The following is a 24,834-nucleotide window of genomic DNA, read 5'->3' as shown; positions in this document are numbered from 1 at the left end:
CTCAGCGATGAACCACGCCAGGCAGTACGCAGAGCATTTCGTACAGCAGGTTGGCGGCCAGCAGCGAGGTGTTGCCGGTGGTGTCGTAAGCGGGCGAGACTTCTACCAGATCGCAGCCGATCAGGTCGAGGCCCTGACAGCCACGGACGATTTCAATCGCCTGAATGGTGGTCAGGCCGCCGATTTCCGGGGTGCCGGTGCCGGGCGCCCAGGCCGGGTCGATGCCGTCGATGTCGAAACTCAGATACACCGGACCGCCACCGACCTTCTCGCGCACTTCCGCCATCAACGGCGCCAGCGACTTGTGCCAGCACTCTTCGGCTTGAACGACGCGGAAGCCCTGGTCGCGGCTCCAGTTGAAGTCGTCAGCGGTGTAGCCCTGCGCACGCAAACCGATCTGCACCACGCGATCGCAATCGAGCAGACCTTCTTCGACGGCACGACGGAACGTGGTGCCGTGGGCGATCTTCTCGCCGAACATGTGATCGTTGACGTCAGCGTGGGCATCGATGTGTACCAGGCCAACCTTGCCGTGCTTTTTATGAATCGCACGCAGGATCGGCAGGGTGATGGTGTGGTCGCCACCCAGGGTCATCGGGATGACGTTGTGCTCGAGGATGTTGTCGTAGGCTTCTTCGATGATGCGCACGGCGTCGAGCAGGTTGAAGGTGTTGATCGCCACGTCACCGATGTCGGCAACCGACAGCGAGTCGAACGGCGCGGCGCCGGTGGCCATGTTGTACGGTCGGATCATCACCGATTCGGTGCGGATGTCGCGTGGCCCGAAGCGGGTGCCGGGGCGCAGCGAAGTGCCGATGTCCAGCGGCACGCCAACGAAGGCAGCGTCAAGGCCGGCAGCGGTCGTTAAATGGGGAAGTCGGAGCATGGTGGCGATGCCGCCGAAGCGCGGCATTTCATTGCCGCCCAGTGGTTGGTGAAGAATCTTGTCCACGGGTAGGGCCTCATCGTCTTTGTTTTATTTATGCCGGCGCGCCGTTGAGCACAGGTTCGGACGCCGCTGTGGGGCCGATCATGCGAAATGTAGTGACGGGGAAGAATCGCTACGGGCAAAAACTTAGTTCAGATTTTTCTAAACTAATGCCAGACTTCCACACCTGATCGTTCCCATGCTCTGCGTGGGAATGCATCCACGGACGCTCCGCGTCCAGCCGTACTCACAAGTGACGCAGAGCGTCACGGGCTGCATTCCCACGCAGAGCGTGGGAACGATCCTTGGGAGCCGAAATGGCCAACGCTTTACCCGACCTGAAACTCCTGCGCATCTTCGTCAGCGTCGTGCGCCATCAGGGTTTTGCCAACGCGCAGCAGGAACTCAACCTGTCGACCTCGGCGATCAGCACCTACATGAGCCAGCTCGAAACCGCGCTCGGTCTGGTGCTGTGCCATCGCGGGCGCGGTGGCTTCAGCCTGACCAGCAAGGGCGAGCTGTTCCATCAGGAAACCCTGCGCCTGCTCGCCGAGCTTGAAGGCTTCGAGCAATACGCCGCCGCGCTGAAGGGCGAACTGCGCGGCACGCTCAACCTTGGCGTGATCGATTCCACGGTCAGCGACAAGGCCCTGCCGTTTGCCGAAGCCATCGGCGCCTACAGCCAGGAACACCCGGCGGTGCATCTGCACCTGTCGGTGATGAGCCCTTATGAATTGCAACTCGGCGTGCAGGACAATCGCCTCGATCTGGCCATCGGTGCGTTTTCCACGCGCATGAGCGGTCTGGTCTACATGCCGCTGTACCGCGAGCAGCACTGGCTGTATTGCAGCAGTCGTCACCCGTTGTTCAACGAGCGGCGCATCCCCGAGCAGGTCATCACTCAGCAACGAATGGTCGGGCGCGGTTACTGGAGTCAGGCGGAACTGGCCCGGCACGGTTTCAAACACAGTGCCGCGACCGTGGAAAGTATGGAAGCGCAGCTGATTCTGGTGCTCTCCGGCGCCTACATCGGTTATCTGCCGGAGCACTACGCGCAGGCCTGGGCCGACAAGGGCGATCTGCGCGTTCTGCTGCCAGCGACCTTCGGTTATCAGGCGCCGTTTTCGATGATCATGCGCAGGGGCCGCAGCCGCGAGCCGCTGATCCAGACCTTCCGCGATTTGCTCAAAGCGCAGCTCAATCAGGCTTGAGAAAAAAATGTCCCGACCCCAATGCCCGCGCTGCCTGCGCCCCAGACCCATTGCCTGTGCCCATTGATTCCGCACCTCGATAGCCGCACCCGGGTGTTGCTGCTGCAGCATCCGAGCGAGGTCAGTCACGCGCTCAATACCGCGCGGCTGGCGGCGCTGGGACTGAGCAATGCCGAGCTGATTGTCGGCGAGGTATTCGAAGATTTGCCGAAACTGTTGAACCAGCCGGGTTATCAGGCGCGCTTGCTGTTCCCGGCTGACGATGCGCAGTCGTTGCAGGTTTACGCGCCAAATGATCAGCCAATGTTGCTGGTCGTCCCGGACGGCACCTGGCGCAAAGCGCGCAAGATGCTGCACCTCAACCCGCTGCTGGCAGCACTGCCACGGGTGACCCTGGCCGAGGGCGGCGTGTCGCGCTATCGCCTGCGCAAGGCGCCGGGGCCGGGAGCGCTATCGACGATCGAGGCGATCGTCCAGGCGCTCGAAACCCTCGAAGCACCGACGACGTTTGCGCCGTTACTGAAACCGTTTGAAGCGCTGATCGAAGGGCAGATTGCGGCGATGGGGGAGGAGACCTTTCAGCGTAACCATGGCGACAGATGATCATTGTCTGTGCGGGCCTCTTCGCGAGCAGGCTCGCTCCCACAGGGAACGCATTCCAATTGTGGGAGCGAGCCTGCTCGCGAAAGCGCCAGATCAATCACCGCAATTCAAAGATCACTAGCGCTCGCGCATCGCCTCGGTCCGCGCTTTCAGCACCGGTTTGAGCAAGTAATCCAAGACGCTTTTCTCGCCGGTAATGATGTCCACCGTTGCCACCATCCCCGGGATGATCAGCAGCGGTTTCACGTCGCCGCCCAGGTGATTCTTGTCGGTGCGCACCTGAATCAGATAGAAGCTGTTGCCCTTGTCGTCGGTAATCGTATCGGCGCCGATCAGCTCGAGTTTGGCGCTCAGCCCGCCGTAAATCGTGTAGTCGTAGGCACTGAACTTGACCATGGCTTTCTGGCCCGGATGCAGGAACGCGACGTCCTGCGGGCGGACCTTGGCTTCGATCAGCAGGTTGTCTTCCAGCGGCACGATTTCGACCATGTCGCTGCCCGGCTGGACCACGCCGCCGATGGTGTTGACCTTCATCTGCTTGATCACCCCGCGTACCGGTGATGTCACCGTGGTACGGCTGACGCGATCGTCGATGGCGATGCTCGAGGCGGTGATTTTCGACAGGTCGGTGCGTTTCTCATTCAGCTCTTTGGCAGCCTCGGAACGGAAGGTTTGCTCGGATTCGTCGATCTTGCTGCGGATCTCGGCGATGGCCGATTCGGCGCGGGGAATCGCCAGCGTGGTGGCGTTCAGCGAACCACGGATCTCCACGGCGCTGCGCCTGAGCCGGAGGATTTCCACTGGTGAGACGGCGCCGGTTTTCACCAGCGGTTCGGACATGTTCATCTCTTGTTGCAGCAGCGCCAGGCTGGAGCTGAACTGGCCTTGCTTGGAACGAAACTCGGCCAGTTCCTGGGTTTTCTGCCGCAGCTGTTCGCTGAGGGTGCGCTGTTCGCTCGCCAGGCGCCGTTGGCGTTGCTCATACAGCGAGCGCTCGTCCTCGGCGACTTGCGGCGCCTTGGCGATGACTTCAGCGGAGAGTTTGAAGGGGCGTCCCTCGGCCTCGGCTGACAGCCGTTCAACCTGTGCGGTCAGCGCGTAACGGTCGGCCTCGCTTTCGCCCTTGTTCGAGCGAAAGCGCGTGTCATCCAGGCGCAGCAGGGTGTCGCCCTTGCCGACCATCTGGCCTTCGCGAACGAAAATCTCGGTGACGATACCGCCCTCAAGGTTCTGGATCACCTGGACCTTGCTCGACGGAATCGCCTTGCCTTCGCCCATGGTCACTTCTTCGAGCACGGCAAATTTGGCCCAGACCAGGGCGGCGATCAGCAGCGCTGCCGCCAGCCACACGGTGATCCGCGATTTGCGCGGCGAATCCTGCAATGCTGCGCCGGCGGTTTCCGGCATGAACTCGGCTTCGGCGCTTTTGCCGAAGCTGTCGAAGTAGCCGCGCTTGTTGCTATCGGAAGAAGCAGGCATGGCGTAACTCCTAGACCGCCGCCGAGCCGACACGGCCCTTGCGCAGCGCTTCGATGACTGCTTCTTTCGGGCCGTCAGCGACGACCCGGCCGTTGTCCAGCACCAGCAACCGGTCCACCAGGCTCAGCATTGAGGTGCGGTGGGTGACCAGCAGCAGGGTTTTGCCTTGCACCCAGCCATGCAGTTTCTGCCGCAGCGCATCTTCGCTGCTGTTGTCCATGGCGCTGGTGGGTTCGTCGAGCAGCATGATCGGTGGATCGAGCAGTAACGCGCGCGCCAGCAACACCGCCTGGCGCTGGCCGCCGGAAAGCAATTGCCCGCGTTCGCCCACCGGTCGGTCGAAACCTTGCGGGTGTTGCCGGGCCAGTTCAGTGACGCCGGTGAGTTCGGCGACTTCGAGCATGCGTGAGTCGCTGATGTAACGCGCGCCCAGGGTCAGGTTGTCGCGCAGGCTGCCAGCCAGCAGCGGCAGGTCGTGGGCGACATAACCGATCTGCTGGCGCAGGTCAGCCACGTCCAGTTGGCGCAGGTCGAGGCCGTCGAGCAGCAGTTGGCCTTCCTCCGCTTCATAAAAGCCCATGACCAGCCGCGCCAACGTGCTTTTGCCCGAACCGCTGCGGCCGATGATGCCGACCCGCTCGCCGGCTTTCAGGCTGAAGCTGACTTCGCTCAGCGCCGGCGCATTCTGGCCGTTGTAGTGAAACGTCACGCCGCTGACGTCCAGTGCGCCTTGCAGCTGCGTACGTTCCAGTGGTCGTTGTTTGCCGTCGCGCTCCTGCGGCAGGGCCATCAGCGCGTCGGTGCTTTTCATCGTCAGTTGCGCTTGCTGGTAGCGGGTGATCAGCCCGGCGATCTGGCCGAGCGGGGCGAGCACGCGGCTGCCGAGCATGTAAGTGGCAACCAGCGCGCCGACGCTGAGGTTGCCGGCAATGATGCTGTAGACCCCGGCAACAATCGTCGCCATCCCGGAAAACTGCTGGATGAACAGCGTGCCGTTGGTGGCCAGCGCCGACAGGTTGCGCGCATGACTGTCGAGGCGGGTGAGGGCGCCGTGGGTGCTTTCCCATTTGTGCTGACGCTCGCTTTCGGCGCCGCAGGCCTTGAGGGTTTCCAGGCCTCCGAGGGTTTCGATCAGCACCGCCTGACGCTCCGCGCCGAGGCTCAGGCTTTTTTGCACGGTGTCACGCAGGCGCACCTGAATCACCATGGCGAAAATGATCGTGATCGGAAACGCCAACAGTGGAATCACCACCAGCCAGCCGCCGAGCAGGCCGATCACCACCAGCATCAACACCACAAAGGGCAAGTCGATCAGGCTGGTCAGGGTCACGGCGGTGAGAAATTCACGCAGGCCCTGGAAGTCGTGAATGCTCTGGGCAAAGCCGCCAATGGTCGCCGGCCGCGCTTTCATCGACATCCCGGTGATGCGCTCGAACAACGTCGCCGAGAGGATCACGTCGGTTTTCTTGCCGGCGGTGTCGAGCAGGTGCGCACGGACCACGCGCAGCACCAGTTCAAAACCGGTGCCGATCAACAGGCCGATCGACAGCACCCACAGCGTCGAGGTCGCCTGATTCGGCACGACGCGATCATAGGTCTGCATGACGAACAGCGGCACCATCAGGCCGAGCAAATTGATCAGGAAACTGGCGAGGATCGCATCGCTGTACAGCCATTTCGACAGTTTGAGAGTGTCGCGAAACCACGCATTTACCCGTGGCACCAGCGGCGCGCGCAGGTCTTCGAGTTCGTGACGCGGACGGGCGAACAAGGCCTGGCCGCTGTAGTGTTCGCCAAGCTCTTCGCGGCTCACCCATTGCTCGCCGCCGTCGGCTTCGCTGGGCAGCAGCAGGGCTTTGCCATCCTCGCCAAACCGCCGCAGCACAGCGGTGCGGCCGTCGTTGAGCAGCAGCAGGATCGGCAGGTTCAGCGGTGAAATGTCTTTCAATTCACGGCGCAACAAGCGCGCCTGTAATCCGGCCCGCGCTGCTGCACGGGGCAGCAGATCGAGGCTCAGGCGTTGTTTGTTCAGGGGCAGCCCGGCGCTCAGGCTGGCACGACTGACCGTGGCGCCATGCAGTTTGCAGAGGATCAGCAGGCCGTCGAGTAACGGGTCGTCGAAGCTCAGGCGCGGATCGACCCCGGTGGCGCCGGGTTCCATGCTGGTCATAGTGATTGCCTCTGTTGAACGGGCTCGGTTATCGGATCGTTCCCACGCTCTGCGTGGGAATGCAGCCCGTGACGCTCCGCGTCACTGGACGCGGAGCGTCCCTTGAGGCATTCCCACGCAGAGCGTGGGAACGATCAGGGCAAAGTCAGTTCCTGCACCGTTTATTTCAGTTCCGGCAGGCGCGCCTGGTTTTTCACTTCGGTCGTGGCAATCGCATCAGCCGGCAGCACCACGCGTTGCTTGCTCAGCAACTGGCCCATGTTCGCCAGCACGCGATACATCGAGTATTCCTCGGTGTAGCGGATTTCGGTGTAGCGACGGTTGGCGTTGTACAGCTCGTTTTCGCTGTCGAGCAGGTCGAGCAGGGTGCGTTGGCCGAGGCCGAACTGGTCCTGATAAGCGGCGCGCACGCGTTTGGTGGTTTCGGCGTATTCGCGGGCCGTCGGCGTCTGCTTCTTGGCGTTCTCCATGGCGTTCCAGGCCAGGCGAATGTTCTCGTTGAGCTGACGCAGAGCGTTGTTGCGGATGTCCATCGCCTGGTTGATGTCGTGCGCATTGGCCGCCAGACGTGCCTTGTCGCTGCCGCCACGGAACAGGTTGTAGTTCATCACCACACCGACACGCCATTCGTTGTCGTGGCCTTCGTCGCCCTGCACGTTGTTGTTCGCGCCCACTGCCGCTTCCGCGTCGAAGCGCGGGTAGAACGGCGACTTGGCAACTTCGTACTGGCTCTCGGCGGACTGCACGTCAGCCTGGGCGGATTTCAAGTACGGGTTGTTATCGACCATGCTCTGCTGCGCTTCACGCAGGTCCGGCGGCAGCTCACCGCGAGTCGAGGCCGGGGTTTCCAGTTCATCGGGCATGCGTCCGACCACGCTGTAGAAATTCGATTCGGCGTCGGCCAGATCGACTTCGGCGGTGTCGAGGTTGTTCTGCGCCAGTGCACGACGGGCAACCGATTGATCCGAGTCTGCAGTGCTGCCGATGCCGCGCTCGGTGCGCAGGCCGATCTGATCGTTGACGCGCAAGTGCGCCTGCAAATTGTTCTTGGCCAGCGTCACCAGTTCCCGACGCTTGAGCACTTCGAGGTAGACCTCGATGGTGCGCAGGGCCAGATCCTGCGCGGTGCCTTGCGCGTAGTAGGCGCGCGAGTTGGACACGCCCTTGGTGCGCTCGACCTCGTTGGCGGTGTTGAAACCGTCAAAGATCATCTGCCGCAAGCGCAGCTCCGACTGGGTGTAATTGAGGATTTCGGTGTTGTGGTTACCGAAAGCGCGGGTGTTGGTGTTGTCGCTGTAGCCGCGCCCGTAGGCGGCGTTCAGATCGACCGACGGATAAAACCCGCCCTTGGCCACTTTCACCTGTTCATCCGCTGACAGGCGGGCGTCCACGCGCGAAGCCAGTTCCGGGTGAGTGGCGATGGTGCTTTGAATCGCCTCGGTGAGGTTCATCGCCTGGGCTTGGGAAGTGCAAGCCATGGCCAGCAAAACCGCGCTGCAGAGGGGGTTAAAACGCGCATGGGTGCATCTCCCTGGATCTCAATGTTGTGTTACCGTCGCCAAATATTTGACGTAAATTTTGGGTATAAGCGTTTCACTCTTGTAACAACAGAGCTAAGAACATCCTAGAGCGTAGCTAAGAAAAAATTTTCATAAGGTTTATTCCAAAAAAACTTATGCGGTTTTTCAAAAGCAGCACATTGTTCAGCTCGAAAGCCTTTGTTTTATGCGCTTTAGGGAGCTCGAAAAGGCTTGAGGAAAGTTCCATTCACTTTGCGAGACACTGCGAAGTACTGCTGAAGGGGAGGGACGCGTAACGGCGAATGAGCGACAGATTTTTGTCACTCGGGTGATTCACCACCGTTACGTAGCGCTAGTGGGTCGGCGGATTGAACAGGGTTGGCAAGTGCTTGATAGCGCTGACAATTCACCTCAAACCGGGCCTGCGAAACGAACTGTCGAGGGTGCGAGCGTCGCCCCCGGCAACCCGATTGAGCCATGGGCTGCTTCGCGAACCAGTGCCGACGGTGGTCGGCAGCGGAGGATTTCACATGGCAGCGCTCATCGGTACGGTCACAAAAGTCATTGGTCAGGTGTTCGCTCAGGCGAGCGACGGCATCAAGCGTCCGTTGTTCGAAGGCGATCGTTTGTACGCTGGCGATCAACTGATCACCGGCGCGGAAGGCGCGGTGGCAGTGAAACTGCAAAACGGCGAGGAATTGACCCTCGGCCGCGGCAGCAGCATCACCATGACCGGGCAACTACTGGCCGACCAGGCTGTGCCGGTGAACGTCGACGAAGCCCAGACCCCGAGCCAGGCGCAACTGACCGATGTCGAGCAAATCCAGCAAGCCATCGCCGCCGGTGAAGACCCAAGCAAAACTGCCGAAGCCACTGCGGCCGGCCCCAACGCGCCCACCGGCAACACCGGTGAACTGGGCGGCGGGCACAGTTTCGTTCTGCTGACCGAAGTCGGCGGCCGGGTCGATCCGATCATCGGTTTCCCCACTGCCGGTTTCAATGGGATTCCCGAATTTCCCGAGTATCGTCGCGACGCGGACATCGACAATGGTGACGACACGCCGGCGCCGGTCGTGGTGCCACCGCCACCAGTGAACAACCCGGTCATCCTCAACGGCCTCAATGGGGCGGATGGTGAACTCAACCTCAATGAAGCCAATCTGCCTGACGGTACAGCGGCCAATCCAGGCGCGCTGACGCAAAGTGGCAACTTCACGGTCTCGGCAGCGGATGGTTTGAACAGCCTGAGCATCGGCGGCATCAACGTGATTGTTGGCGGCGTGCCGATTGGCTTTCCCCAGTCGATCACCACGCAACTGGGCAACACCCTGACCATTACCGGTTACAATGCGGCCACTGGCACAGTCAGCTACAGCTACACCCTCAACGGCAACGAGACCCACGCGGCCGGCGACGGCGTGAACAACCTCAGCGAACAGTTCACCGTGATCGCCACCGACAGCAATGGCGACAGCGCCACCGGCACGCTGGACGTGAATATCACCGACGACGTACCCAAAGCGTTTGACGACGCCAACGGCATTGCCTCGGAAACCTTGCTGACCCTTACCGGCAACGTGCTTACCAACGACGTGCAAGGTGCCGACCGCGTACCGACAGGCCCGGTTACGCCCGGCACATTCACCGGTACTTACGGCACCTTGGTTCTGAACGCCGACGGCACTTACACCTACACGCTCAATACCAGCGATGCCGATTTCAAAGCCTTGACCGGCGGCGGTAACGGCACAGAGACCTTCGCCTACACCATCACTGATGCCGACGGCGATAGCAGCAGCGCCAATCTGGTTCTTCAGATTCACAACAACGACGACCCAGTCACCATCGATGGCCTGAACGTCGCCGGCGGCGAGCTGACGGTTTACGAGAAGAACCTTGGCGACGGCAGCGCCCCGGATGCTGGTGCGCTGACGCAGAACGGCACGTTCACCATCACTGCACTGGACGGCGTCACCACGCTGACCGTCGGCGGCATCGCCGTGGTGACCAACGGCGTCGCCGCAGGCTTCCCGCAATCGATCACCACACCACTGGGCAGCACGCTGACCATCACTGGTTTCAACGCTGCAACCGGCGTGGTCAGTTACAGCTATTCCCTGGCCGACAATGAAGCGCATCCGAACGCCAACGGCGCCAATAATCTGCCCGAGCAGTTCGCAGTCACGGTAGTCGATGACAACGGCACCACCGCCACCGGCACGCTGGACGTGAACATCGTCGACGACCTGCCGAAAGCCAACGACGACAGCAACGGTACCGCCTCGGAAAGCCAACTGACCCTGACCGGCAACGTCCTGACCAACGACGTGCAAGGCGCCGACCGCGTACCCACCGGTCCAGTCACGCCCGGTATATTCACCGGTACCTACGGCACCTTGGTTCTGAACGCCGACGGCACTTACACCTACACCCTGAACACCAGCGATGCCGATTTCAAAGCCTTGACCGGCGGCGGTAACGGCACAGAGACCTTCGCATACACCATCACTGACGCCGACGGCGATAACAGCACTGCCAACCTCGTTCTGCAGATTCACAACAACGACGACCCAGTCACCATCGATGGCCTGAACGTCGCCGGCGGCGAGCTGACGGTTTACGAGAAGAACCTTGGCGACGGCAGCGCCCCGGATGCTGGTGCGCTGACGCAAAACGGCACGTTCACCATCACTGCACTGGACGGCGTCACCACGCTGACCGTCGGCGGCATCGCCGTGGTGACCAACGGCGTCGCCGCAGGCTTCCCGCAGTCAATCACCACGCCATTGGGCAGCACGCTGACGATTACTGGTTTCAACGCTGCAACCGGCGTGGTCAGTTACAGCTACACCCTGGCCGACAACGAAGCGCATCCGAACGCCAACGGCGCGAATAATCTGCCTGAGCAGTTCGCGGTCACGGTCGTTGATGACAACGGCACTACCGCCACCGGGACCCTCGACGTCAACATCGTCGACGATGTGCCAAAGGCCAACGATGACAGCAACGGCACTGCCTCGGAAAGCCAACTGACCCTGACTGGCAACGTCCTCACCAACGACATACAAGGCGCCGACCGTTTACCCAGCGGCCCTGTTACGCCCGGCACTTTCACTGGCACGTTCGGAACTTTGGTTCTGAACGCCAACGGCACTTACACCTACACCCTGAATACCAGCGATGCTGATTTCAAAGCCTTGACCGGCGGTGGCAACGGAACCGAAACCTTCGCCTACACGATCACCGATGCCGACGGCGATAGCAGCAGCGCCAATCTGGTTCTGCAGATCCACAACAACGACGATCCAGTAATCATCGATGGCCTGAACGTCGCCGGTGGCGAGCTGACGATCTACGAGAAAAATCTCAGCGACGGCAGCGCACCGGACGCCACCGCACTGACACAAAACGGCACGTTCACCATCACCGCGCTGGACGGCGTGACCACGCTGACAGTCGGCGGCATCGCCGTTGTGACCAGCGGCGTCGCCGCAGGCTTCCCGCAATCGATCACCACGCCACTGGGCAGCACGCTGACGATTACTGGTTTCAACGCTGCAACCGGTGTGGTCAGTTACAGCTACACCTTGGCTGATAACGAAGCGCATCCGAACGCCAACGGCGCGAATAATCTGCCTGAGCAGTTCGCAGTCACGGTAGTCGATGACAACGGCACCACCGCCACCGGCACGCTGGACGTAAACATCATCGACGACCTGCCGAAAGCCAACGATGACAGCAACGGCACTGCCTCAGAAAGCCAACTGACCCTGACCGGCAATGTCCTCACCAATGACATACAAGGCGCCGACCGCGTGCCCACTGGTCCAGTCACGGCCGGTACATTCACTGGTACTTACGGCACCTTGGTTCTGAACGCCAACGGCACTTACACCTACACCCTGAATACCAGCGATGCTGATTTCAAAGCCTTGACCGGCGGCGGCAACGGCACGGAGACCTTCGCCTACACCATCACTGATGCCGATGGCGACACCAGCACTGCCAATCTCGTATTGGACATCCACAACAACGACGACCCGGTGCTGCTCAACGGCCTCGACGTCAACGGTGGCGAACTCACCGTCTACGAAAAAAACCTCAGCGACGGCACCAGCCCCAACACCCCGGCGCTGACCCAGAACGGCACTTTCACCGTCAGCGCTCTCGATGGTCTGCAGACCCTCACAGTCGGCGGCATCGCCGTGATCACCAATGGCGTGGCCGCAGGTTTCCCGCAATCGGTGATCACACCGCTGGGCAGCACCTTGACCATCAGCGGTTATGATCCGGCGACCGGCGTGGTCAGCTACAGCTACACCCTGGCCGACAACGAAGCCCATCCAACCGCCAACGGCGCCAACAGCCTCACCGAGAACTTCGACGTCGTCGCGACGGACACCGATGGCAGTACCGCCAGCGGCCAGATCAACGTCAATATCGTCGATGATTTGCCGACCGCGCATGCGGATGCGGCTTCGGTGGCGGAGGGCGGTACCGTCAGCGGTAACGTACTCAACAACGATGTCGGCGGCGCGGATGGCCCGGCGGTTACCGGCGCAGTGGTCGGCGTGCGTGCCGGTGCTGATACCTCGACTTCGGCCATCGGCGGGCTCAATTCGCAGATCAACGGCACCTACGGCTACCTCACGCTTGATGCCAACGGTAACGCCGTTTATCACAGCAATCCCAACGCGGTGAACGGTCCGGGTGCCGTGGATGTGTTCACCTACACCGTGCGCGATGCCGACGGTGACGAAAGCACCACGACCATCACCATCGATGTCTACAACAGCTGCCTGAAAGCGGTCAGCGACACCGATGTCACCGTCTACGAAAAAGCCCTCGACCTGAACAAGGATGGCCAGGATCTGGCGGCGGGCAGTGTGGTCGGCAGCGATCCGAACAGCACTGGCGAAACCGCTTCCGGCACCCTGGTCGGCTCGGTCACTGGTGCGGTCGGAGCGATCAGCTATGCACTGGTCGGCAGCGCCACCGGTAATTACGGGCAGATCGTCCTCAATGCCAATGGCACTTACACCTACACCCTGACTTCGCCTGCGACCACCACGCCGCACGCCGACGATGGCGCCAACAGCCTGAGCGAAACATTCACCTATCAGGCCACCGATTCGCTGGGCAATGTCGTCACCAGCACGATCGTTGTGAGCATCGTCGATGACGTGCCGAAGGCGCTGAATGACAGCAATGCCGACAGCGCAACAGAAGCCCAGGTGACCCTGACCGGCAACGTCCTCGACAACGACGTGCAGGGCGCCGACCGCGTCGCCAGCGGCCCGGTAACCGCCGGTACTTTCACCGGCACTTACGGCACGCTGGTGCTCAACGCCAACGGCACTTACACCTACACGCTGGACGCCAACGACGCCGATTTCAAAAACCTCCAGGGCGGCGGCAACGGCACGGAAACCTTCGCCTACACCATCACCGATGCCGACGGCGACACCAGCACCGCCAATCTGGTGCTGAACATCCATAACAACGACGATCCGGTGTGCCTCGACGGCCTCGATGTGAAGGGCGGCGAAATCACCGTCTACGAGAAAAACCTCAGCGACGGCAGCAGCCCCGACACCTCGGCGCTGACCCAAAGCGGCAGCTTCACCGTCACTGCGCTTGATGGCCTGCGAACCCTCACGGTCGGCGGCATTGCGGTGATCAGCAATGGCGTCGCCGCCGGTTTGCCGCAATCGGTGGTCTCGCCATTGGGCAGTACGTTCACCATCACCGGTTACGACCCGGCCACCGGAGTGGTCAGCTACAGCTACACCCTGGTCGACAACGAAGCCCATCCGAACGCGAACGGCGCCAACAGCTTCAGCGAGAGCTTCGATGTGGTCGCCACTGATACCGATGGCAGTTCGGCTAGCGGTCAGATCAACGTCAATATCGTCGATGACTTGCCGACTGCCAACGCCGATACCGGCTCGGTGGCGGAGGGCGGCACGGTCAATGTCAGTGTGCTCGGCAATGACAGCAGCGGCGCCGATGGTGCCGCAACGGTGGTCGGCGTGCGCGCCGGCAGCAACACCGCGACATCAGCCAGCGGCGGGCTCAACAGCAACATCAACGGCAACTACGGCTACCTGACCCTCGACGCGGCGGGCAATGCGGTTTACCACAGCAACCCGAACTCGGTGAGCCCGCCGGGCGCGACCGACACGTTCACCTACACCATCCGTGACAGCGATGGCGATGAAAGCACCACGACGCTGACCATCAACGTCGCCGACAGCAAACTGGTCGCCTCGGTCGATCAGGATGTGACGGTCTATGAAAAAGCCCTCGACCTGAACAAGGATGGCCAGGATCTCGCCCCCGGCACAGTCACCGGCAGCGAACCGGGCAATACCGGTGAAACCGCCAGCGGCACGCTGGTCGGTTCGGTCAGTGGCGGCAGCGGCGCGATCACTTACACCCTGGTCGGCAACGCCACCGGTAGCTACGGGCAACTGCTGCTCAACGCTGACGGCACCTACACCTACACGCTGACCTCGGCGCCGAAAACCGCGCCGAACGCCAACGACGGGCCGAACACCCTCAGCGAAACGTTCACCTACAAAGCCACCGATGCACTGGGCAACAGCACCACCAGCACCCTCGTGGTCAACATCGTCGACGACATACCGAAAGCCGTTGCCTCGGATCGCTCGGTAACCGCAGTGGAGATCGATTCGAACATTCTCATCGTCCTCGACATCTCCGGCAGTATGGCTGATGCCTCTGGCGTGCCGGGCCTGTCGCGGCTGGCACTGGCCAAGCAGGCCATTGGTGCCTTGCTCGACAAGTACGATGATCTGGGCGATGTGAAAGTGCAGCTGGTGACGTTCAGCAGCAATGCCGCCGACCGCACCACCGTGTGGGTGGATGTCGCCACCGCCAAGACACTCCTCGCCGGTCTCAACGCTGGCGGCGGCACCAACTACGATGCTGCCGTAGCAGTGATGCAGACCGCGTTCAACACCTCGGGCAAACTCACCGGGGCGCAGAACGTCGGCTACTTCTTCTCCGACGGCAAGCCCAACGAGGGCGACATCGGCACGGCTGACGAAGCCGCGCTGAAAAACTTCCTCGACGCCAACAACATCAAGAACTACGCCATTGGTCTGGGCAGTGGCGTGAGCAACGCCAACCTCGATCCGCTGGCCTACGACGGCATCAACCACACCAATACCAATGCGGTGGTGGTCACCGATCTCAATCAGCTCAACTCGGTATTGTCCGGCACCGTGCAGGGCGCGCCGGTCACCGGTTCGCTGCTGGGCGAGGGCGGTTCGTTCGGCGCCGATGGCGGTTTCATCAAGTCGATCGTGGTCGACGGCACCACCTACACCTACGATCCGAAAGCCCTCAGTGGCCAGGGTTCGTTGACCGCGAGCGGCGGCGCCAATCACGGCACCTTCAATACCGCCAACAACAGCGTCAGCATTGCCACCAACAACAGCGGCACGCTGGTGGTCAATCTTGATACCGGCGAATACAGCTACACCTCGCAGAAAACCACCGCAGTGGTGATCACCGAAAACATCGGCTTCACCGTCAGCGACAACGACGGCGATCTGGCCAGCTCCACCCTGACGGTGAAAGTGATACCGAACGCGCCACCGGTGGCGATGGACGACCACGTCATCACCAACGTGCTGTCAGGCAACATCGTGGTGCCGGGCGAGCTGTTGCTGGCCAATGACACCGATCCGAACGGCGACACCCTCAACGCCACACCCACCAGTTTCAATACCGGTTGGGTGTCGAAAGCGGCGGACTTCACCGGTACCGGCCTGATCGGTTTCACTGGGCAGACCAATAACGCAGCCAACCAGAACCTGGCCAATGTGCGCAGCGCCTTCAGCGCCAATGCCGCGACCATGACCGCCGTGCTGGTAGTCAGCGGTTATCTGGGCATGGTGAGCAACAGCAATGCCAATGACGAAGATCGCATCACCGTCAATCTACGTCAGGGCGAAACCCTCAACCTCGATCACAATCTGGGGGCCGGTAAGATCAGCATGGAGTATTCGCTCAATGGCGGTGCCTGGATGGCGCTGGCGGACGGCCAGACCCTCAGCGCCTCGGCGGACGGCGTCTACCAGATCCACATCACCAACATTGGTAATGGTGGCGGCAACCCGAACGCGGCGGAAAACTACCAACTGACCATGACCCTCAACTACGCCGCGGCCCACGACATCACGCCGGACTACCACGGCACTTACGCCGCCAACGACAACCACGGCGGCAGCGACACGGCCAACGTCAGCATCAGCTATCAGGACGGCCACACCCTGACCGGCACTGCTGGCGACGATGTTTTGGTGGCGGGCAGCGGCAACAACGTGATCAATGCCGGCGACGGTAACGACGTACTCACGGCAGGCTCCGGCAATAACGAAATGCACGGCGACGCTGGCAACGACTTGCTCTATAGCGGCGCGGGCAACGATCTGCTCGACGGCGGCACTGGCAGCGACACCGCCAGCTACGCCCACGCCACAGCCGCCGTCACCGTCGACCTCGGCCTGCTGGGTGCGCAGAACACCCTCGGCGCCGGTACTGACACGTTGACCGGCATCGAAAACCTGCTCGGCTCGAACTTCAACGACAGCCTCACCGGCGACGGCAACAACAACGTGATCAACGGTGGCCTCGGCAACGACTTCCTCAATGGCGGCGCTGGCGATGACTTGCTGATCAGTGGCATGGGCAACAATACGCTGACAGGCGGGGCAGGGGCGGACACCTTCCAGTGGCTCAAGGGCAACAGCGGCCACGACCTGATCACCGACTTCACCCCCGGCACCGACAGGCTCGATCTGTCGCAACTGCTGCAAGGCGAAAACGCCAGCACCGCGTCGCTGGACGACTATCTGCACTTCACCGTCAGCGGCAGCGGCGCCTCGGTGATGACCAGCATCGACGTCAGCGCCATGGCCGGCGGCACGCCGAACCAGACCATCGACCTGGCCGGCGTCAACCTCGCCAGCCACTACGGCGTGACCCCGGGCGCAGGCGGCATGATTGCCAGCGGTCACGACACAGCGACGATCATCAGCGGCATGCTCAATGATCATTCGTTGAAGGTGGATACGGTTTGAGCTGAGGTCTGAAACAACAAAACCCGCCGCCCCGGTTGATTCGGGACGGTGGGTTTTGTCTGTCTGTAGAGACGTGTTGTCTTCAAGTCAGCCTTCGCGAGCAGGCTCGCTCCCACAGGGGAGTGCGGTGAAACTTTGGGAGCGAGCCTGCTCGCGAAGAGGCCGGCTTGCACAGCGCACAATTCAGCCGACCTGCACCAACTCCAGATTATCTAACACCGGATCCACCGCCCGATACCCTTCCCATGCAAATCACCTTCCGACAAACGGTAGTAATACCTGTAATTTCTGACAGTAGGCAGGTTCATCCCACCCGCATCTAATGAAGCCATCCCGACAGCGCTTATCGAGGAAGGCTGGAATGGCCAAGCGAAAGAACCCAATCGGTCAGCCTGATCAGAACACCCCGGTTTCCTGGGGCAGGTCGGTCGAAGTGACGGTACCGGCCGTCCTTGATCCTGCCGACCCCAAAGGTCTTTTGCCGCTAAAAGCGCTGGGTGATGACCTGATCGTCACATTCATGGATTTTGAACAAGGAGCTGCGCCGGACGAGTCGGATCTGGTCGAATTGGGTTTCATGTCCAAAAACGGAGCATTCAGGAAGGTCGATGAACGCTGGTATCCGACCAATGATCCCATTGCGTTCCCGCAAACCCTGCAGGTGCCTCGCGATTTACTGTCAGAAGGTGTCTACGAAGTCGCAACCCGGATCTCGATCTACGGAAGCAACCCAAATGAAGGTCCTCGCAAAACCCTGACCATCGACACCACGAAACCCAACTTCGGGAACAAGCCGGGCGCGGCCGAGTTCCCCCCGAGTTGAATGGCACAATCACCGAAACCTTCCTGACTCAGGAGGGGGAGGTCAGTGTGCTGGTGCCTTGGTACGCCGATGTAGAGGCGCTGGATCGCGCGCCGTATTACTGGACCAGCGAAGCCATCCCGCCCGATTCTGAACAACCCATCCGCGAGCAGGAATTCAGCGCTGAAGATATCGCCGCCAAACGTCTACGCGTCACCGTGTACGCGGATGAAATTCGATCGTGGGGCTCTGGCACACGATATTTTTATTACCACCTGAGGGACAGGGCCGGAAACGAAGGTCCGAATTCCTTTCTTTCAGCTATCGAGGTTGATCTGTCGCCTGCGCCGGGGGCACTGCTGCCCCCCGAGTGCCGCTGTCACCCAGAGAGCTGGTCGATCGTCAGCAAGCCCGCGACGGTGTCGTAGTGGAAGTCGACGAATACGACTTTGCCGATCCCGGCCACTGGCTGGCCGTTTTCTGGGACGACACCCCGCTCACTGAAGTTCCTGTCGACCCCTCTGCCTTTCCGTTGTCGGTTCCCGTGCCATGGCCGATCCTGCAGGCCAAGGGCGATGGACCTTTGCGGGCCAGGGTCTATTACAGGATTCGCCAGGGAACACCCTATGGGCCACCCTCGCCGACCATTTCGGTGGCAGTGAACCTGACGCTGGCAGGTCAGGATCATGCCAAGGCGCCGGCATTGATCAACGAAGATCTTGCACTGGTTGAGGTGTACGGCGAAGAGAGTCAAACCCTCAATACTTTGCTGACGGACGATTTTGGTTTGCCGGCCAGCGTGTTGCTGCCTCTGTACGATGCACCCGAACAGGGACAGTTACTGGAACTGCACTGGGGAAGCTACCCCGGCGTCGTCGCGTTTTATGAAGTGAAACCAGGCGATGTTGCCGGCAAACCCGTCAGGTTTTCCGTGCCCTGGAATGTTATCGATACCGACAAGGAGAATCCGGCATTGCCGGTTTGGTACACCACCAGCAACGGTGTGAACCAGCAACAGTCGTTACCGACCCGGGTGGCGGTATCGATAGTAGTGATCGAGGGGTTGAAGGAGGTTGTGTTTCCGCATGCGAACAGGGATGGCGTATTGCACTGTTGCAGTCAGCCCAGGCTCTGGGAGGGCGTCACGGTAAGAGTCAAAGCTGACCCGCTTATCGAGCAGGGCGACACGCTGACTGTGTGCTGGCAGGGCAGCACCGGACTCAATGGCAGCGAGCCCATCAAAGGTACTTACGGGGAAATTGAAAAAGAGCTCACAACACTGCCGCCGGGTGAGGACATCGATATTGTCGTCGAGGATTACGACCGGTTGGTTGCGCCCATGGTCAACAACGGTTCTGCGCTGGTTTATTACCGGTTGAAAAAAGCATGGGCGGTCGGGGGATATCCAAAAAGGAGTTTGTGATCATCAATCGCACCATGCCCAGTGGCGCAGTATGTTCACCTACCAATGATTTGTGCGAAGAGAACTGAAGTATTAGCAAATTATGCAGTGTGGTTAATTGCCGGCATTTCTCTGGAAGTTTGTATTGGGGTTGGAGGGTCGGTGCGTTCATAAAACAGGAGAGCTTACAATGAGTAACTTGAAAGTACTGTCCAAGGCAGCGGCTGCCCGTAAAAAGTTTTTGATTTGCGTCAAGCCCTGAGTACCCGTTCGGGTACTCCTCCTGAGGTTGAAGACTTGCTCCCGGCCCTGCCGGGCGACAATGTCAAGAAACTTCAGGCGGCGCGTCAGGGCACAGACTGCAAGGTGATAATTACCTCCATGGTAGTGCCGCCAGGCTCAGCCCAAGGTGAAACATTTGTCGCATTGCAGAAAGATTCAGTAATTGTTTCGGAATGGATAGAGGTTCCCATCCCCCCACCTGCAAGTTTCGAAATGACTTTGCCTGCGAAGGAAACCTCAACGCCTGGTCCCTTTCGCTTGACTTATATAGTTGATTATGGCGGCAACCAAAATGTTTCTGATACCTTTGAGTTTTTCATCGACACTGTCGCGCCTAATCATGGTGCACCTGGAGGTAAAGCGGAACCGCCCGCAGAAATCATTGATGGTGTATTGACCCGAGAAGTTCTTGATGCGCTGGATAATATAACGATGACCATTCCGATGCCTGACGATGTCAAGCAGGGGGATATCTATACTGCATACTATGGGAAAAGTGATCCAGCGACATTCGTGGACACATTTATTGTCGGTGAAGATTCGACTGCGCCAATTGAACTGGCTATCCCGAAAATCGATATCGAAACGTGGGGAGAAGGAGCATTTATCTTTTACTGCAAATTTGCAGATCGTGTCGGAAATGTCGGGCCTTCTTCCGAACCGTTTCAGTTTGATGTTCGGCTGACACCGGCACCCAGTGGGTTGAAACCACCTGAGGTGCCGGAAAACGAGGACGGTGTTGTCGACTTGAAAGATGCCTACCCTGATGTCGCTGTGGTCATTCCTGAATTCGCCAATGGTCAGCCGAACGATGTGGCCCGAGTCACCTTCAACGGAAAGTTGCAACCCGACAAGCCGACTGATGGCACCACTCCGGTCATTGTCGACGTACCGTTCAGGGACGCCGCAGACGGCGGTGATGGTCCGAAGGATGTAACGGTGACGTACGCGATTGTTCGAAATGGCAACTCGTTTCCGGAAGCGACAGGGGCGACCATCAACGTCGATCTGTCGATCCCTGGTCCAGCCAATCCTGAGCCTGATCCGGACAAAGGTAATCCGAACCTGGTTGCTTTGGTAGTCAAAGGTTCCACAGGCGATAACATTTTGGTGGAGGACGATGCTGCCGGCTTGATCGACATTGAGTTGACTATTCCTGATCCCACGGAATTGGATGTCGGTGATATTTTCGATTTGATATACGACGGTACAATAGTTCCGCCTCCAGAAGGTCGTTATACGGTCGACGGCAGTGAGGCCGAAGATTTCAAGATTCCATTCAAGTTACCGCCTGATGTTTTTTTGGCTGCAAAAAACGGGAAAAAGATAGCCCGCTACATCATCACCAATCCGGCTAATGGCAGCAACGCTAATCCATCATTGCCCACTACGGTAGATGCTTATGTTATTCGAGTGACATTGCCACGCCCCGTTATTCAGAATCTTTATACAAATCCGGGTAATATTGTGTATCTGAATTGTTCTTCTCTTCGCGATATTCCTGTGACAGGTAAGGCCGCAGTTGTCCGTGTTGCCGGAGGCGATTCACTCGTCGCTGACTTGAAACTGGACTTCGTCTGGAAAGGAACACCACTTTCAGGAGGGGACGATATTCCCGATTATCCGTTCAGCAAAACGTTGCAGGGCAATGAACATACGGCGGGATTCGAAGTTTACCTGCCCTTCAATGCCGCCCTCAGACCTATCAGGGATGGGCGCGGAGAAATTTCATATACAACGGTGATTGATGGCCGTACTCATACCTCCGAAGCTCACGATGTCAGGGTGGTTGTGGTTGATAATGCAGGGGCATTCTGTCCAGGCACTCAGGATGCCTAATTAATGGTCAATGCAGGCGGGGACATATCCCCGCCTTCTTTTATTTGACATATACGGTAAAAATATCCGTCGAAGAAAGGGAATTTTCCTACAGAGCGAAGTAACTAATGTCTGTACCGTGCGTGCGGACGAAACTTCTTTTGTTGAAATACATCCGCTGAATGTCGTAGGAGTTTATATGGGCATCTGTACGGTTCTTTATCCATTGAAGGCATCAAAAACAAAACTGGCTTGGTTCGCCCTCGCGCCAGTCCTCTCCTCAAGCCCGCTGGCCTTTGCCCTCACATCCATCGAAGCGGGTCAAACACTGACCATTGATAACACAACCGCACAAGACAACTATCGCGCCCGCAATGGTGGTGTATTGAACGCCAATGATGCGAATACTTATGAAGTCTTGATCACCACCGGTTCGCAATTGAATGTGGTGGGGGGGACTTATGCCGGGCGTTCGGGCAACGCGGGGATTACCCTCGTCAATGCCAGTGCCGATGTGAGCGACGCCATTGTTACCGGTACCCGAATGGGGATGTCGATCGCCCGGGCGACGGGTACGACTACAGGTTCAACTGCCGTGATCAGTGGCAGCCGGATCACCGGGCAGACCTCCGGAATCGAAACCGGTGGCGGCGCTGACATCCAATTGACTGATACGCATCTGACCGGTACCGGCGCGAACAGCTTTGGCTTGAATTCGTTCGGTGCCGAAGTCAGGGCCAAGGGCGGTAGCATCACCGGCGGCATGAACGGTATTCGCTTGCGTCCCGACGGCGAGGGCGTCGGCAGCGGCGCCAATGTGACGCTGGACAATGTAGAGGTGCGAGGGGTAGCGGGTGCAGCCATTCTCGCCAATGGTGGGGGGACCGCACAGATCAATGTGCTGAATTTCACCCGCCTGCTTGCCGGCAACGGCGTACTGCTCGATGTGCAAGCCGCTTCCACCGCAACGATGACGGTGGCTGACAGCACATTGGAAGGCAACATCAATGTCACCGGTAACAGCCTCGCCAATCTGACTTTCAATCACGGCCACATGGTGGGTGATGTCATCGTCGATGGCACCTCAACGGCGGATGTCACCTTGGAAAATCATTCGCAGTTCACCGGCCGTCTTGATCAGGTCGACAGCGTGAACGTCAGCACTGATTCGAACTGGACACTGACCGGCAACGATTCGATCGGTGCACTGAGTATGAACGGTGGCACCGTCAGCTTTGGCGCTCCTGACGCCTCCGCTACGTATTACCAGTTGAATGTCGGCACGCTCTCCGGCAACGGGACATTTGCGATGAAGGGCGATTTCGCCAGCGGCGAGCATGATTTTCTCAATGTCGCCGGCGCGTCCTCGGGCGACTTCGCCCTGGCTGTCGCGGCCTCTGGTCTGGATGCGGCCTCGCCACAGCAGTTGACGCTGGTACGTACCGGCACCACCGACGCTGCGAATTTTGCCTTGGCCGGCGAGCAGAGGGTTGACGTCGGTACCTGGTCTTACGGTCTGGCCAGTCGGGAAGTCGAGGGCGGCGCGAAGGAGTGGTTTCTCGATCCGACCACCGAGGTCATCAGCCCCGGCGCGCGCTCGGTTCTGGCCTTGTTCAATACCGCACCGACTGTCTGGTATGGCGAATTGGCGTCCCTGCGCGATCGCATGGGGGATCTGCGTTTGAACGGCGGCAAGGGCGGGGCGTGGAGTCGTGCTTACGGCAGCAAATACAACGTCGCCGATGGGTCGGGTGTCGGTTATCAGCAGACGCAACAGGGGTTTTCCCTCGGCGCCGATGCGCGGGTGGCTGAAAGCGACGTGCTCATCGGGATTCTCGCCGGCACGAGCGAGTCCGACCTGAATCTCGATCGCGGCACCTCCGGCACGGTGAAAAGCTACTACGTGGCGCCCTATGTAACCTGGCTCGGTGACGACGGTTACTATGCCCACGGCACCTTCAAATGGAACCGCTTTCGCAACGAGTCCAAAGTCAACTTGAGCGACGGTACTCGCGCCAAAGGCGATTACGACAACTGGGGACTGGGTGGGTCCGCCGAGTTCGGCCGGCAAATCAAACTGGCGGATGGCTATTTCATCGAGCCGTTTACGCAATGGTCGGCGGTGCAGATCCAGGGCAAGCGCTACACATTGGACAACGACATGCAAGCTGACGGTGATCGCATGCGCTCGCTGCTCGGCAAGGCCGGCGCAACGGTCGGTCGCAACATCGGCTTCGGCCACGGCGCAATCGCCCAACCTTATCTGCGCGCAGCAATCGTCCACGAATTCGCATCGAACAACGAGGTGAAGGTGAACGACAACGTTTTCAACAACGACTTGTCAGGCTCCCGGGCGGAATTCGGCGCTGGGGTGGCGGTGGCGATGTCGGAGAAATGGCAGGTGCATGCGGGAGTGGCTTACTCGAAGGGGGAGCATATTGAACAGCCGTATGGGGTGAATGTAGGGGTGACGGTTCGCTGGTAAGAGAATGTTTTAATCGTGTGTAAACAGTCATTTGGCAGCCCACTTGCTACGCCAAGGGAATCCAATGACCGGGCCCACTAAACGCACCAAGCGAGCCAACCTGATCCTGAGCAGATGAAATTGGCTGGCAGCCGGGGCACGACAAAAGTGCAGCGGTGACCAATCGGGCAGGCATCCGTTGGATATTCCGCGTAATCGACCGAGCCTGTTTGAACCTCAACTGGTCGCTAAATACCAAACTCGCTGGACAGTTTTCTACGACAGAGTCATCTCGCTCTGCAGGCGCGGCATGACTTGCGCCTAAATCCCAAGGCATCTGGAGGAGGTGTATGGCACCGAGGTCTCTCCCATCCTCATTTCGGTTACTACCGAAGCGGTGAGTCAAGAGGTCAAGGCCTGGCAGTCAAGGCCGTTGGAGGAGCTTAACCCGATCTTTTATTCGGACTGCATTCACGTCAAAGTCCCGACTCCTGGGCCAGGCGAACAAAAGTCATCTATCTCGTCATTAGCATGAACATGGGAGGCGTCGGTTCAGCTGTGTATTGTGCATAAGGTGCGCAACAGTCTGAAGTCTGTATCGTGGAAATCCCGTCGCGAAGTGGTGGCGGATCTCAAGGATGGCTTTCGAGTCGCGAGGACGCCCTGAAAACTTGATGCTCCATTCGGATCAGGGTTGTCATTACAGCAGCAAAATGTTCCGTGAAACGCTATCGCAGATGCGCATAAAACAAAGCATGAGTCGACGAGGAAACTGCGGGGATAACGCCTCGATGGAGCGTTTCTCTGGCAGTTTGAAATCTGAATGGATACCCAAGGCTGGCTACCGAAACGAAGACGAGGCCAGTACCGATGTGTTGCGCTACCTGACCCATTATTACAATCGGATCAGGCTGCACAGCCACAACGGATATTGGACTCCGGTAGCAGTAGAAGCCTTGGCAGCATGAGAAATGACCTAAAACCTATAACCGTGTCCAGCATCGTTTTCACCAGATCATCTGAAGTTTCCTCTCAGCTGTAT

11 protein-coding genes and 4 pseudogenes are annotated in these 24,834 nt (G+C 59.5%); 11 read left to right on the top strand and 4 right to left on the bottom strand.

The window, feature by feature from the left end; all coding sequences use genetic code 11:
• Position 1: 1 nt before the first annotated feature.
• A complete protein-coding gene (gene speB / locus ACZZ0K_RS16770; protein ID WP_041478968.1) occupies positions 2-952 on the bottom strand; it encodes an agmatinase in 951 nt (316 codons plus the stop codon).
• Between the two features lie 293 nt (positions 953-1,245).
• Between speB and ACZZ0K_RS16765 the strand changes: the two genes are divergently transcribed.
• Both ACZZ0K_RS16765 and ACZZ0K_RS16760 read left to right on the top strand, forming a co-directional pair.
• A complete protein-coding gene (locus tag ACZZ0K_RS16765) occupies positions 1,246-2,139 on the top strand; it encodes a LysR family transcriptional regulator (RefSeq protein WP_095180681.1) in 894 nt (297 codons plus the stop codon).
• A 7-nt stretch (positions 2,140-2,146) separates the two neighbouring features.
• Positions 2,147-2,742 (top strand): annotated as a pseudogene (locus ACZZ0K_RS16760) (tRNA-uridine aminocarboxypropyltransferase).
• A 117-nt stretch (positions 2,743-2,859) separates the two neighbouring features.
• Here ACZZ0K_RS16760 and ACZZ0K_RS16755 read toward each other — a convergent pair.
• The 3 genes from ACZZ0K_RS16755 to ACZZ0K_RS16745 form a co-directional block, all read right to left on the bottom strand.
• Complete coding sequence (locus ACZZ0K_RS16755) at positions 2,860-4,221, bottom strand: HlyD family type I secretion periplasmic adaptor subunit (protein WP_039761043.1); 1,362 nt, start codon at positions 4,219-4,221, stop codon at positions 2,860-2,862.
• A gap of 10 nt (positions 4,222-4,231) precedes the next feature.
• Complete coding sequence (locus ACZZ0K_RS16750; RefSeq protein WP_252868979.1) at positions 4,232-6,391, bottom strand: type I secretion system permease/ATPase; 2,160 nt, start codon at positions 6,389-6,391, stop codon at positions 4,232-4,234.
• 161 nt (positions 6,392-6,552) lie between these two features.
• Entirely contained in the window at positions 6,553-7,869 is a 1,317-nt protein-coding gene (locus ACZZ0K_RS16745) for a TolC family outer membrane protein (RefSeq protein WP_463537745.1), read from the bottom strand.
• 572 nt (positions 7,870-8,441) lie between these two features.
• On the opposite strand from ACZZ0K_RS16745, the gene ACZZ0K_RS16740 reads away from it, so the two are divergent.
• The 9 genes and pseudogenes from ACZZ0K_RS16740 to ACZZ0K_RS16700 all read left to right on the top strand — a co-directional run.
• Positions 8,442-17,024 (top strand): retention module-containing protein, encoded by an 8,583-nt coding sequence (locus ACZZ0K_RS16740; RefSeq protein WP_463559216.1) that lies wholly within the window; start codon positions 8,442-8,444, stop codon positions 17,022-17,024.
• Positions 17,025-17,385: 361 nt separating this feature from the next.
• Positions 17,386-17,847: a hypothetical protein gene (locus ACZZ0K_RS16735; protein ID WP_463559215.1), complete on the top strand. Its 462-nt coding sequence runs from the start codon at positions 17,386-17,388 to the stop codon at positions 17,845-17,847.
• Complete coding sequence (locus tag ACZZ0K_RS16730; protein WP_463559214.1) at positions 17,844-18,254, top strand: hypothetical protein; 411 nt, start codon at positions 17,844-17,846, stop codon at positions 18,252-18,254. Before ACZZ0K_RS16735 ends, ACZZ0K_RS16730 begins: the two co-directional genes overlap by 4 nt.
• A complete protein-coding gene (locus tag ACZZ0K_RS16725) occupies positions 18,254-19,249 on the top strand; it encodes a hypothetical protein (protein WP_463559213.1) in 996 nt (331 codons plus the stop codon). The genes ACZZ0K_RS16730 and ACZZ0K_RS16725 overlap by 1 nt, the downstream gene beginning before the upstream one ends.
• A 225-nt stretch (positions 19,250-19,474) precedes the next feature.
• The gene (locus tag ACZZ0K_RS16720) at positions 19,475-21,349 is read left to right on the top strand and encodes a hypothetical protein (protein ID WP_463559212.1); all 1,875 of its coding nucleotides are present in this window, start codon (positions 19,475-19,477) and stop codon (positions 21,347-21,349) included.
• 118 nt (positions 21,350-21,467) lie between these two features.
• Positions 21,468-23,813 carry an autotransporter outer membrane beta-barrel domain-containing protein gene (locus tag ACZZ0K_RS16715; protein ID WP_463559211.1) on the top strand — a complete coding sequence of 782 codons (2,346 nt, stop codon included), beginning with the start codon at positions 21,468-21,470 and terminating at the stop codon, positions 23,811-23,813.
• A gap of 178 nt (positions 23,814-23,991) precedes the next feature.
• Positions 23,992-24,327: pseudogene (locus ACZZ0K_RS16710) on the top strand (transposase).
• Positions 24,328-24,333: 6 nt separating this feature from the next.
• Positions 24,334-24,429: pseudogene (locus ACZZ0K_RS16705) on the top strand (transposase); the annotation flags it as partial.
• Position 24,430: 1 nt separating this feature from the next.
• Positions 24,431-24,760 (top strand): annotated as a pseudogene (locus ACZZ0K_RS16700) (integrase core domain-containing protein); the annotation flags it as partial.
• Positions 24,761-24,834: the final 74 nt, after the last annotated feature.

The sequence above is a fragment of the Pseudomonas sp. AC255 genome, from assembly GCF_979258175.1.
Note: the sequence above shows the minus strand (reverse complement) of the source record. Positions and strands in the feature narration are given on the sequence as shown.